General features: G+C 68.0%; 9 protein-coding genes. 6 read left to right on the top strand and 3 right to left on the bottom strand.

The features are described 5' to 3' along the window. Together NBW84_RS08140 and metK are read left to right on the top strand one after the other, a co-directional pair. A partial coding sequence (locus tag NBW84_RS08140) for a class II aldolase/adducin family protein (RefSeq protein WP_250283246.1) occupies window positions 1–373 on the top strand: 373 nt, incomplete at its 5' end. Window positions 374–691: 318 nt separating this feature from the next. After that, a complete protein-coding gene (gene metK / locus NBW84_RS08135) occupies window positions 692–1,897 on the top strand; it encodes a methionine adenosyltransferase (protein WP_250283244.1) in 1,206 nt (401 codons plus the stop codon). A 211-nt stretch (window positions 1,898–2,108) separates the two neighbouring features. Here metK and NBW84_RS08130 read toward each other — a convergent pair whose 3' ends face one another. Further along, complete coding sequence (locus NBW84_RS08130) at window positions 2,109–3,521, bottom strand: cation:proton antiporter (protein ID WP_250283243.1); 1,413 nt, start codon at window positions 3,519–3,521, stop codon at window positions 2,109–2,111. A 289-nt stretch (window positions 3,522–3,810) separates the two neighbouring features. On the opposite strand from NBW84_RS08130, the gene NBW84_RS08125 reads away from it, so the two are divergent. The 4 genes from NBW84_RS08125 to NBW84_RS08110 all read left to right on the top strand — a co-directional run bounded on the left by NBW84_RS08125 (window position 3,811) and on the right by NBW84_RS08110 (window position 8,007). After that, a complete protein-coding gene (locus tag NBW84_RS08125) occupies window positions 3,811–3,948 on the top strand; it encodes a hypothetical protein (RefSeq protein ID WP_250283241.1) in 138 nt (45 codons plus the stop codon). A gap of 290 nt (window positions 3,949–4,238) precedes the next feature. Continuing rightward, the gene (locus NBW84_RS08120) at window positions 4,239–4,709 is read left to right on the top strand and encodes a hypothetical protein (protein WP_250283238.1); all 471 of its coding nucleotides are present in this window, start codon (window positions 4,239–4,241) and stop codon (window positions 4,707–4,709) included. After that, complete coding sequence (locus tag NBW84_RS08115; RefSeq protein ID WP_250283237.1) at window positions 4,706–5,932, top strand: FxsB family cyclophane-forming radical SAM/SPASM peptide maturase; 1,227 nt, start codon at window positions 4,706–4,708, stop codon at window positions 5,930–5,932. The genes NBW84_RS08120 and NBW84_RS08115 overlap by 4 nt, the downstream gene beginning before the upstream one ends. Continuing rightward, complete coding sequence (locus tag NBW84_RS08110) at window positions 5,929–8,007, top strand: aKG-HExxH-type peptide beta-hydroxylase (RefSeq protein ID WP_250283234.1); 2,079 nt, start codon at window positions 5,929–5,931, stop codon at window positions 8,005–8,007. The genes NBW84_RS08115 and NBW84_RS08110 overlap by 4 nt, the downstream gene beginning before the upstream one ends. On the opposite strand, the gene NBW84_RS08105 is transcribed toward NBW84_RS08110, so the two are convergent. Beyond that, window positions 7,916–8,971, bottom strand: coding sequence for a hypothetical protein (locus NBW84_RS08105; protein WP_250283232.1), 1,056 nt, complete (start codon window positions 8,969–8,971; stop codon window positions 7,916–7,918). The two genes, NBW84_RS08110 and NBW84_RS08105, sit on opposite strands and share 92 nt — an antisense overlap. A 22-nt stretch (window positions 8,972–8,993) precedes the next feature. Next, window positions 8,994–13,085, bottom strand: a complete 4,092-nt coding sequence (fxsT, locus tag NBW84_RS08100; RefSeq protein ID WP_250283229.1) for an FxSxx-COOH system tetratricopeptide repeat protein — start codon at window positions 13,083–13,085, stop codon at window positions 8,994–8,996.

Genomic DNA, 13,085 nt, shown 5'->3' with positions numbered 1-13,085 from the left:
GCCGTCGGCCGAGGCGGCGCTGCACGCGCGGCTCGCCGAGGCCGCCGGCGCGGGGGCGGTCGTGCACGTCCACACGGTCGTGTCGGTGCGGGCCGCCGAACGCTGGCCGGGCGGCGTCGAGCTCGAGGGCCTGGAGATGCTCAAGGCGCTGGGACGTGGCGCCGACGGCGACCGCGTCCGCATCCCGGTGGTGGGCAACAGCCAGGAGATGACCGGCCTCGGCGACCGGATGGCGGCGCTGCGGGATCCGCGGACCCCGGCCATCCTGATCGCCCGGCACGGCCTGTATGCCTGGGGGGAGGATCTCGGTGCGGCGCGGCGGCACACCGAGGCCGTCCAGTGGCTGCTGGAGTGGGCACTCAGTGACAGATAAGCATTTATCACCCTTATTGAAGAAAATCAAGAAAAGTTGCGTGATTTAAGTCACAGTATGGGTGATGTTGACGATCTCGTGACCGGCGTGTGAAAGTCAATACCGTGTATATCCCGGTGGTGCTCGTGGGGCGAGCCCATATTGATTTCGCCGGGGTGAGTTCGGCCATCTGTACGGCTTCCTGAGCCTGTCCCGCCCCGCCCCTGTCTTCCGGTCCGGATCCGGTACGGTTCGTGCCGAACGTTCCATATATATGGACAAATGGTCGGTGGATCCGCCCGACAGGTGTATTCACGCCCACGAGATGAGGTGCAAGCCGTGTCCCGTCGACTCTTCACGTCGGAATCTGTTACCGAAGGACATCCCGACAAGCTCGCCGACCAGATCAGCGACGCCGTTCTCGACGCTTTCCTCGCTGGTGACCCGCGGTCCCACGTCGCTGTCGAGACCCTGCTGACGACCGGCCTGGTGCACGTTGCCGGCGAGGTCACCTCCGAGATCTACGTCGATATTCCGAGCGTCGTCCGCAACAAGCTCATCGAGATCGGCTACGACTCGTCCGCCAAGGGGTTCGACGGGTCGACGTGTGGGGTGACCGTTTCGATCGGCTCCCAGTCGCCCGACATCGCCCAGGGTGTCGAGAACGCCTACGAGGCCCGGGTGGAAGGTGAACAGGACGAGCTCGGCCGGCAGGGCGCCGGCGACCAGGGCCTGATGTTCGGCTACGCCACGGACGAGACCCCGGAACGGCTGCCGCTGCCGATCACGCTCGCGCACCGGCTGGCCCAGCGGCTCGCCCAGGTCCGCCGCGACGGCTCCGTGCCCTACCTGCGCCCGGACGGCAAGACCCAGGTGACCATCGAGTACGACGGCGACCGGCCGGTCCGGCTGGACACCGTCGTCGTCTCCGCCCACCACGCCGCCGACATCGACCTGGAGCAGCAGCTCACCCCGGACATCCGGGCACTGGTGATCGAGCCGGAGCTCAAGCGGGTGGCCGAGCAGAACCTCGGTATCGAGGTGGACGGCTACCGGCTGCTGGTCAACCCGACCGGCCGCTTCGAGATCGGCGGCCCGCAGGGTGACGCGGGCCTGACCGGCCGGAAGATCATTATTGACACCTATGGCGGGTACGCCCGGCACGGCGGCGGTGCCTTCTCCGGCAAGGACCCGTCCAAGGTCGACCGTTCGGCCGCTTACGCCCTGCGTTGGGTGGCCAAGAACGTCGTGGCGAGCGGGCTCGCCCGCCGGGTCGAACTCCAGGTCGCCTACGCCATCGGCAAGGCCGAGCCGGTCGGCCTGTTCGTGGAGACCTTCGGCACCGAGCAGGTGCCGGTGGCCGCCATCGAACGGGCGGTCTCGACGGTCTTCGACCTCCGCCCGGCCGCGATCATCCGGGATCTGGACCTGCTGCGGCCCATCTACGCGCAGACCGCGAGCTACGGCCACTTCGGCCGGGAGCTCCCCGACTTCACCTGGGAGCGCACGGACCGAGTCGAACAACTACGAGCCGCCGTCAACTGACCGCGGTTCGTGCCTGCGGGCCTTGTCTGCCGGCAATGCCTCCGCGAAGTCCGTACGCCGTCGGGCCGGGGAGAAGCGGCGAAGTGTCCGCGTTCGAGAAGTCATGTAGTGGCAGGTTGTTCGTTGCCACCGGATAACCTGCCACTACGGCGTCCGCCGGGAGTTCTCCGGCCGAAAAATCCTGCTCGGCCCCGGTAGCGACTACTGACTGTCAGGGATCGTTGAAAACCGGATTTTTGATCACTGGATGACTGTCCCGGGATGTCCCATGGCGCCGACTTCCCGGTGTGTGTGCTGGTTTTCCGTGTCCGTACCCGGCTGGCTGGTCTGCCGATGGGCCGGGCTGTTCGGCGGGGGTTGCCTGGGGCCCGTTCCGTGGCGGCTGACCGTCGTCCCTCACGACGGACGGTTTGGGTATGGGGCGGAGATTCACGAGCTGGCCCGGAATATCCGCACGGTCGCCTGTCCGGGTGACGGCCTGCGGATCGGACGTGACCGGCTCTGACGGGGCTGGTCTGGATGCGGGATGCGGGCCTGAGGGAGGGAAAAGTCGGCGTAGAGCGCCCAGAAGCTGTGTGGGCGGGGCGTCCAGCAGGCGGTTGCACACGGCGTGCAGTGTGTTGATGGTGATGATTGCGGGGCCGATGATCGCGACTGTTCCGGGAATGGACGGTTCCAGCGCCAGTGCCAGCACGATGCTGGTGATCCCGTTCTGCTGGGACACGGCGAGGTGGACGCGGTCGGTACGGGGCAGCCGGGCGGTCAGCGCAAAACCCACCACTATCTGGGCGGCGAAGGCGGCAGCACCCAGCGCGATCCCGGCGCCGAGATCGATACCGCGGGCGAGGAGAAGACCCAGGGCCACGGCGGCACCGTAAAAGGCGATCTGGACGGCCCGTTCCACGACGGCCGCCCATTTCGGTGTCGCCGGCCGCATGAAAAGACCAGCGACGGCCAGACCAAGCATGAGAAAATACGAGACGGCGGCAGCGGCCACGGCGCCGACAGCGGCGACGGCGGTTGCCGTGCGTTTTTTCGCGGCCAACCAGACAAACCCGGCGGCCGCGACCAGCCCGGCGTTGTAGCCAAAATTCGTGAGAAAACCGACGAACCCGTCGGTGCCGCCGAAGGTGTCGGCGATCTGCGCCCGGTCGCTGCCGAGAGTGGGCCCCAGCGTCGTGGCCAGCGTCACCGTCAGTATGACGGTGACCGGATCGTCAAAGGACGACCAGGACGCCAGCACCGTCTTGGCGCGTTCCGACATCCTGGAGTTCTGCATGAACGCGGTCACGGACAGCGGATCTATCTGGGCTACTGCCACGGCCAGCAGGAAGAAGACCGGGTCCCCGAAGGCCAGGGAGAGAACGCCGCCGACGAGCGCGGCCTTGAGGACCACACCGACGGTGACCACCAGCAGGATCGTTCGCAGGTCCTTTCTGGCCACCCGTGAGATACCGCTGGTGCTGCCGTACAGGCCGATCGCGAGCAGGGTGGCTATGACGCCGAAGTAGAGCGAACTGTCAGTGATTTCGCGGATGTCGAGTACGACGGCGGCGACAACCCCGGCGAGGATGAAGGCCGTCAGTAGCAGCAGATGACCTGCTTCCCGGACAAGGAGCCGCATGGTTCACGCCTTCCCTCGCTGGCTGGCGGAGCCGGGGCGCCAGGCATCGTCACCCACGGCTGATGAGCATGAGAGGGAAGAGGAAGGCGAACGTGGCCACGGAAGATCGTTTCACTGGTGGGCAACCAGGCGGACTGCAATTTGGTTCATATATATCGACGAAGGCACCCGTGTGCATGACGATCCTCTCGATCCCCGTCGGGCAAGTCTAGCTGATGATCTTTCGTCAGACTACCCTTGTTCGTCGGCGATTTGGTGTGTCTTCCGGCGGAGCGTGTTCCTGGCGACCATGGCCCTTTACGCCCTTGCCTACGCCCTCGTCCACGCCCTCGCCTACGCCCTCGTCCGAGTCGTTGTCGGCCTGGCGCTGGCTCCCGGCATCTCGGGCTGTAGCCCTGATGCCGGTGACCTGGGTAAACGGCGTTGATCGGGACTGGCTTGCGTCATGATGGGTCTGGTTCCGGTCATTGGGAAGCGGCGGCACCCTTCCGCACACTACGATCGGTAACAGAATTCCTTGGTCGGCTTCGCCGGATACGCTGAATTCGTTGTCAGCCATGGCGGAGCCGCCAACCAGCGGGCTGGGGGGACCGGGTGGCAGGAAAGAAGACGGTTCGGTCCGTCGGCGCGAGCCGCTCCGGCGGACACGATGGCCGGCACCCCGACACCCAGGGTATCCCTCTCCACCCCGGCCAGGTCGCTCTGGAGGACTCCGGAATGGCCGAGGACATGACAACGACACGCACCTGTGTGGATGGCGCGCGGCTCGTGAGTCATTGGCGCGCGACGGACCCCGCCGCCCGGCGCGACGGCCTGGCCAACGGGGCCGCCGAGGACCGGGGCAACGACACGAGCCGGGGCGACGGCGCGGATCGGGGCGGCAGGATGAACCGGGGCGGCATCCACCCCGGGGCTGGTATCGCCGACACCGTGTCCAGCGCCATTCCCGACGGTATACCCGGCATCCCCACTTCCGGCATCACGGTCCCGGGCATCGCCGTTCCGGGTGTTGATGTCCCGGGCATCGCTTCGCCCGACATCGAGTCGGCCATGGTGGACCTGACCAGTGTCGATCTCGAAACGGTGGCCATGCTTGAGGACTCCGTGCTGTCCAGGTCGCTGCGCGCCGTTCTGCGGGATGTCGATCGTCCGGGGGTGGCGATCGCGAAGCACATGGTGAAGCTGTGAGCCCGCGGCGAGAACAACAGCCCGGTCCGGGCCGGCGCCCGGTCCCGTTCCGCGAGTTCATCGTGAAGCTGCACAGCCGGTGCAACCTCGCCTGCGACTACTGCTACGTCTACCGTTCTGTGGACCAGGGCTGGCGGGCCCAGCCCGCCGTGATGACGAGAGAGACAGCCCGTCTGACAGCCCGCCGGATCGCCGAGCACGCCCACACGCACGGTCTCCCGGACGTCCACGTGGTGTTCCACGGCGGCGAGCCGCTGCTCGCCGGCCCGGCGCTCATCACGGACGTGGTGACGATGATCCGGCGCGAGGCCGGCCCGGGAACGGATGTCCTGATCAGCGTCCAGACCAACGGCGTGCTGCTGGACGAGGCGTTCCTCGACGTTCTCGCTGCCCTGGACGTCGGCGTGAGCGTCAGCCTCGACGGCGCCCGTGCCGGGCACGACCGTCACCGGCGCTTCCGGGACGGCCGCGGCAGTTTCCAGGCCGTCGCCGACGCGTTGGGGCTGCTCGGGGCGTCCCGTCACCGGCGGCTTTTCCGGGGGCTGCTGTGCACGGTCGACCTCGACCAGGATCCGGTGGAAGTCCATCGCGCACTGTGCGCATTCCGGCCGCCGGTCATCGATTTCCTGCTGCCGCACGGGAACTGGTCGCACCGCCCGCCGGGCAGACCGGCGGACAGCACCTCGACGCCGTACGCCGACTGGCTCATCGCGGCGTTCGACGAATGGTATGACAGCCCCGCGCCGGAAACGACCGTCCGGATTTTCCAGGAAATCATGTTCCTGCTGCTCGGCTGGCCGAGCGACACCGAGACGGTCGGCCTTTCCCCGGCCGCGCTTGTGGTGGTGGAGACCGACGGCACGCTCGAACAGAGCGACGTGCTGAAATCCGCCTTCCCGGGAGCGGCCGCGACCGGTCGCAACGTGCGGGACCATTCCTTCGACGATGTTCTCAGGCATCCGGGTGTCGTCGAGCGTCAGCTCGGGCTCGCGGCCCTCGCCGGAACGTGCCTGCGCTGCGAGGTCGTGCGGGTCTGCGGGGGCGGTTTCTACCCGCACCGCTACCGGGCGGGAACAGGTTTCCGCAACCCCTCCGTCTACTGCCCGGACCTGCTGCGTCTCATCGGCCACATCCGACGCCGGCTGGTGGACGACGTCGCCGGCATCCGACGGATGGGACCGGCCGGGCCGGGAGCGGGCGGAGCGGAACGGGCCGTGCGGTGAGGACCCATCGGCTGGCCGCGGCCGACTTCGACGCGCTCGCCAGCGGTGCCGGCGACGCCGCAGCCATCGCCGCGTTACGCGGCGCCCAGCTCAGCCGGCGGCTGCTGCTCCTACGAGCGATCCGGGACGAGGTGGCCGCCCGGCACGGCGGCCGCGAGCCGCTCGAGTGCTTCCAGGACGGGCTCGCGCTGTTGGCCGCGGCCGCCCGGCGGTCGCGCCCCGCGGCCGACAGCGTCCTGGCGTATCCGATGGTCGGGATGTGGGGGACGCACTGCCTGCGCCGGCTGCGCGGACAGGCCGGGACTGTCCCCCTTGAGCAGGCCGGGACGGTCCCCCTGGAGGAGGCCGGGACGGTCCCCCTGGAGGAGGATCTCGGCTGTCTGGGCGGGATCGCGGTGGCGGCGGCGCTGCGGGCGGCGCACGCCGTCGACATCACGGTCCGGACCAGGGCGGGACAGCTCTTCCTGCCCACCTTCGGGCATCTGCGCATGCCTGGCGGCGCCGAGCGGGTACGGGTGCGCGCCGCGGCCGGCTCCCACCGGATCATCATCACCGGGGACGGCCTCCGGGCCGAGGTGGACATCGGTGACGCGGACACCGGCGGCGTGGTCGTCAGCCGCCCGGAGGCCGGCGGCGCTGGCTCCGGTGGTGCGGGCGCCAACGAAGCGGTCGCTGGCGCTCCGGGAAGCGGCGGCGTGGACGCCGACGCAGCGGGAGGCGGATGCTGGTTCCCGCTGCGCCGGCTGCGCAGCACCGCGGAGGGCCGTCGTCTCGAGGTGGCGCTCGACGATGCCGATCCCTACCGGCGCTTCGGCGCACTCCAGGTCCGTGACGGACTGGAGGATCATGAGGTCGCCCGCTGGCAGATGCTCCTCGACGAGGCATGGGCGCTGCTCGTCCGCCATCATCCACAGCGCGCGGACGCCGTCCGCGCGGGGCTCACCGTGTTCGTCCCACTGCTGGACGCCCGGGCGGGGCATGCCGTCTCCGCCACCTCCGTGGACGCCTTCGGAGCTGTCTGTCTGATCACCCCCACCAGCGCGGCCGCGCTGGCCACCGATCTGCTGCACGAGTTCCAGCACACCAAGCTGTACGCGCTCATGGACATCCTGCCCCTGTTGGAAGATCGGCAGGATCGTCGCGAGAAGATCTATTACGCGGGCTGGCGGCCGGACCCGCGTCCCGTTACCGGGCTGTTCCAGGGGGCCTACGCTTTTCTCGGGCTGCTGGAGTTCTGGAACGTCCAGCGCCGCAGCGGTGGCGCGCGCACGCGCCGGATCGCGGAGTTCGAGTTCGTCCGCTGCCGGGAGGCGGTGGCCGCCGCCGTGGACACGTTGCGCTCCTCCCGGGTGCTGACCGCGCTGGGCCGGCGTTTCGTCGAGGGCATGGCGCACGCCCTGCGCCGCTGGGAGGAGCTGCCCGTCGACGACGCGGTGGCGGCGCGGGCACGGGATATGGCCGTGGACCATCGGGCGATGTGGCGGCTGTCGCACCTGAGCCCGGACGACGGCCAGCTACGGCGGTGGGCGGACGCCTGGTCGGCGGGCCGGCCCTGCCCGCGCGAGCCACCAGCCGTGGAGGTGGTCGCCGGCAGCCAGGAGCGCGCGGAAACCAGGCGCGGCGTACTTGTCCGGCGCTGGCTGGACGATCCGGAGGCTTTCCAGGCTGTCGACGCGGTCCTTGAGAGCGCCGGCACGGCCGGCGTCGCCGGCCTCGACATGATCGCTGACATCGCTCTGGTGAGCGGCTACTACGCGCGTGCCGCCGAGCTGTACAAGGCGCATCTGGCCAGGTGGCCAGGTGGCGCCACCTCTTGGGCGGGGCTCGCGGTGGCCCGCGGGTACGCCGTCACACCGGCGGTCGCCGCGCTCACCTCTCACCCGGAGACCGTTCGGGCACTGTATGTCTTCCTGCGTGCGACGCCGGGTACTACGACCGATCCGGACGTCCTCGCCGCCTGGATGAGTACTGCCGCCTGGATCGTCACGGCGACCAGTCCAGGCCCCGGCGCAGACTTTCCACCAGCGTCCGGATTCGGTCGTCGGCCTGCGCGACCTGGTCCTGGAAGAGGGTAACGCCGACGACGTACCGGCCCAGGGCGACCGGATGGTGGTACAGCGCCCCCGCCTCGACGTCGAGGACCGTCCGCACCAGACGGCCCGGCTCGGACGGGCTGATCGATGTCAGCATCCTGTCGAACTGGCTGGTGATGAACTGGAACCGTTCGCCGAACTCCTGGTAGAGGCCGCGTCGGTCCACGGCGTCCAGCCCACCGAACGACTTTGTCCGCTCGCTGTCGAGGACGTCCACAGAGAACTGCCATCTGCCGTCCGCGAAGAAGGCGACGTAGTGCAGGTCCGCCGGGTGTACCGCGAACCGGCACTCTTCGGCGGCCTGCCTCTCCATCCGGCCGACCGTGGACGACCGGGACCAGTTGACGGCGGGTGTGACCTGCCCGTCGCCGTACCGGGCAGGATCCCGGGGGATTCCTCGTTGGAAACCGCCGTAGTTCCGTGGTGGCCGGCCCAGGGACTCGAGGATCGATTCGGCTATGGCGGCCATGGAACGGTCCGCGTCGTCCACGTGCTGCCCGCCCAGGGTCAGCCCCACGAGGTATTCGTTGCCGTGGATCCAGTACCAGTACACCCCGAAGTGGCTAACGTCGAAAATGGTTCGCATGAGCCGGCCGGTCCACATGTCTGCCAGGTTCCGGTCAACGCGTCCGATGTCGTAGTTGAATTTCCGGCCGATCTGGATCAGGGTCGCGCGCAGGTTCGCCGGGCCCGAGGAGCCGGCATCGAAGTGACCGGCCAGTTCCTCGTGCTCGAGAATGTCGACGGAGAAGTTCGGGATCCCGTTGACGAAATGCCCGACATGGTGGATCCGGTGCACGCCGACGTGCTGTCGGCAGCGGTTGACGAGATCGTGGTAGCGGCTTCTCTCTCCCCGGTGGTCGGAGGCGCTGTCGAGGCCGCGGTGGAACACGATCTTTGGACCCGGCTTCGGATCCGGCTGGATGGGCGGGGCCGTGTCCATCATCACCATCTCCTTCGGCGCGCGTTCACGGTATTGGTATTTCGATCGGGATCTCGTGCCGGTCGGAGCCCGCGCTGTCCGGCGCCTTCGACAACCGGGCGGAGCTGTCTCGGTAGTTCTCGCCCGCGAGCTTGGTATCTGGATATCTGGGGGTGTAGTAGCGTAGGAACGCATCGTGGGTCTGCCTGTCGAGATCGCGTGCGTCCTCGATCTCGCCCACCGCCACCAGGCTGTTCGCGTGGCCGACCGCCGCCGTCAGGGTGAAGAAATGCTCTTCCCCGACCTGGTCGTCGGAACGCAGGCCGGTCATGGCTTTCCAACTCAGCTCGCGTGCCTCGTCGAAGGAAGCACGGGCATTCCCGGTGTTTTCGCGGGCCCGCTCCGCCCGGCCCTTGGCCCGCAGGTAGAGCGCCAGGTTCGCCATGCAGATATATTCGAACGGGTGTTTCTCTTTCGTCTGGCCGGCGAGTTCCTCCTGGTCGGCGAGTTTCTCCCGGTAGCGTCCATATCCGGCGAGAACTTTGCGGCCGAGAGCCACCGCCTGGTCGTGCTCACCGAGTAGGGACAGGTCGGTGGCCAGGCTGAGTTCGCAGGTGAGCTCCTCAGGCCTATCCGGATGGTATTCGGATGTCGTGCGGTATCTGTCGAGCGCATCCTGGTCAGACTTACGGGCCGTATCGTAGTCGCCCTGTAGCCTGAATATTGTCGCTAGTAGGTGATCCGTGTACGCCAGGTGACGGGTCTTGTCGGACCGCTCGTTGAAAAAACGGCGGGCTTGCTGCAGCCGGTCCTTCGCATCCTCCAGTTCGCCCATCTGCCGCTGCAGGAAGCCCACGCTCAACGCCGACACCCAGGTCTGCGACCGCTCGTCACCGAGGACCCGGCGGGCGCGTTCGAAGGTCTCCAGCGCACCCTTCAGCGCGGCGCTGACGTCACCGTAGAAGAACAGGCAGTGGGCCAGGTTGTAAGAGGCGATGATGGTGTACAGATGATCGTCGCCGTACTGGCTCCGGAAGCCCGCGAAAGCTTCCTCATCATACCGTTGGGCGTCCCGGAACTTGCCTGTCTGCCGTCGGTCCAGCGCGAGGCTGCCGGATGTCCACCAGACATGCGGGTGCCCCGAGGGGAAGACAGCCGTCTGCCGCTCATGGGTCTCGTTGTTGAGCCTGATCGCCTCAGGGAACTGGGACAGCTCCCGGTAGGCGTTGGAGACGTGGGTGGCCAGGCGCAGGCGCAGGACGTCGCTCTCGCGGTGCGGAGCCGCGGCCGCCCAGTACGCCAGTAGGCCCTCGCCGAGGTCCCGCGCCTTCGTCGCGGTCGTGGACTGCAACAGGTAGCGGGTCTGGTGCACCAGCCAGCGGCGCACCGCGTCGTCGAGACTGCTGACCGCGCCGGAAGGTTTGATGTGCCGCTGGAGCTCGGCGTAGCGCTCGCTGTCCTTGGGATCGTCCGACGGCTCGTCCAGCGGGGCGAAGGCGGCCAGCACCCGCAGAATCTCGGTCCGCCGCTTCTCGAGGGTGCCGGCCTGGCGCATCCGGCTCCGCAACAGGTCGCACAGCACGGGAGGCAGGCTCAGTGACTCCCAGCGCGGGCCTATCCGTACCAGCGTGAGCTCGTTGGCCACATTTTGGAGGATCCGGTCGATGAGCCCGGTGTCCGGGCCGCCCGGCAGCGTGGTGTCCGGGCTGTCCGGCAGGTTGTCGTCCGGCTGCTGCAGTACCTCCAACATGCCGCGTGACTTCAGCAGCTTCATGGAGATGCCCTCCGTCGACAGGAAGGCGCACAGTTCCAGGAAGCGGAGGCGTGGCCGTGACCGCTTCTCCAACGTGTCCAGGGACACCAGCAAGCTCTGCAGGATGGGTGGCGCGACGCCGTCGGTGCGACCGGCCGCCAGGTCTTCCACGGCACGGTCGAGCAGCCTGAGGTAGTGCCGTACGGCTTCGCTCGCCTCTATGCCCGACTCGACTATCCACGTCGCGGCATGGTCGACCGCCTGCGGCAGGTAGCCCAGCCTTCTGGTGACTGACGCGATGAGGTCGTCCTCGGCGTACCCGATCCGCTTGCGCATCAGTGTGTCGGCCTCGGCCGGGGTGAACGGGTCCACGCGCATGATCTCCGCGCTGTTCCGCCAGCCGGCCTCCTCGGCAGTGGTGATCAGGACGTGTCCGTAGATCCCCGATTCCGGGAGGAGCCCGCCCAGCGCCGCCCGGTCGGTCGCGTCGTCATAGACGAGCAGCCAGCGTTTGGCCAGCCGGTCGCTGACAAGATCCGTGAGCATCTCGGCCACCGGATCCGCCGCCGCCGACCAGCTCTTCGCGCGGTACCCGTACGCGGCCGGGTGCTCGCTGATGGCTTTCAGTAGTTGCTCCAGGCTGTCCCGGGCGGCCTCGGCGCTGCTGGCCCGGACCCACCAGACCAGGTCGTAGTCCGAGGCGAAACGGTGGGCGTACTCGACCGCGATCTCGGTTTTTCCGTGGCCGCGCCCGCCGCAGAGGGCCAGCGGCAGCAACGGCCTGGTCCTCGACCAGGTCAGGTAGTCCCGGGCGCGGCTGAGATGCTCCTCCCGGCCGACGAATCGCGGGTTGACCCGCAGCGACGTCCTGATCTCGGGGACGCTGCCGGGGAACCGGGTGCCTCCGGGAGGGGGGTCAGCGGTTGTCGCCGGTCCGGTCCGGCCCAGTTGCCTCAGCAGGGTGGAACGTGCCTTCTGCTCGGTGAACATGCCGAGCTGCACCTTGGCGATCAGGTCGAACGGCTCGCGGAACTCGTTGGTGTCCACCCGGATCCCGACGATCCTGGGAACGGTCGTGGCATCGTCTCCGCTGACCCGCGCGTTGATCAGTCCTCTGAGATATTCGCGCCACGGTGAAGAATCGAGCAGATCCTGGGTGAGTACGATCACGACCGGTTCCTGGTCCCGGCCGTCAACGCCACCGGGCGCGGTCCTAACGGGCGCGGTCCTGTCGGCTGAGGCGGGTGGAGCGGAGATGTCATGCACGGAGATGTGCACATTGCCCAACTCGGTGCGGATCCATTCCGCCCAGACCCGGCCCCGAGGCGCCGCGACGACCGTCGCCGTGTTGACGTCCATGGGCACCAGGCGTTCAAAGGCCCGCAGCCATTGTATGCGTTCCGGCTCGGGCAGCGGCTTCAGGCTCTGGACCTGGCCGTTGGTGATGACATTGGTGAGGTATTCATACGGACTGAGCAGGCCGTTCGTGCTCTCCGGTCGCTCCGCGAAGGCGGCGAGGACTTCCTCGTAGGCGTAGAACGACTTGTAGGGGATCTCAACATGCCCCCAGTAGGTGTTGCGGCCGGCCTCGTCGAGGCCGCGTGGCAGCCTGGGGAAACAGCGCCGGACGCGCTCCCGGCTGATGTTCAGTTTCTCGGTCTCCCCGGGCTCGACTCGCATCGGCACTGGCAGGACGCGGATAGCCCGGTCCAGGTGATTTTCGATGTCGGTGACGACGTTGGCCGCGCCGATGATCGACTGGGAGTTCATAGTGAAGCCGAGGACGACGACGTCCGGGAGTAACTTGGTGCAGATCGATGCGCTGTCGCCGAGACCGGTCCGGCTGTCGACGAGGATGTAGTCGTAGCCGCCGGCGAGCATGTTCGCCCGCATGTCCTGGAAGAACCGCCGACCACGGAGATTGTCGTAGAGCGCGCTCCAGGGCAGAGAGGCGATCGTGGCCTCGTAGGATCCGCCCTGCCGGCCAGGGCCGAGGAAGTCGATGCTCCCCCAGCCGGAATGCCGGGCCAGCTGCAGGTGGATCACCCGCTGGTCCACCGCGGCGAACTCCCGCCGCAGGTCGGCCCGGTCGGCCCTGGGATCGTACCAGGCCGCGGAGACGTAGCCCTGCACCATGTCGACGACGCCTTCGATGTCAGTGGCCGCATCCGAATCCAGGAAGAACGGGTGCAGATAGCTGCGCAGGCCCGGCGCCTCGAGATCCCAGTCGACGACCAGCACCTTCCGGCCCGCGCTGGCCAGGATCCAGGCGACGTTGGCGACCGCCATCGTCCGTCCGACCCCGCCCTTGTACGAATAGAAAGTCACGATGGTGCCGCCCGGGCCGGTCGGGGACCCGGTGGTGCCGGCTACTGTCGTTGTCAT

It is taken from the genome of Protofrankia sp. CiP1_Cm_nod2, from assembly GCF_920664355.1.
Lineage (GTDB): Bacteria > Actinomycetota > Actinomycetes > Frankiales > Frankiaceae > Protofrankia.
This window is presented reverse-complemented; position numbering and strand designations above follow the sequence as displayed.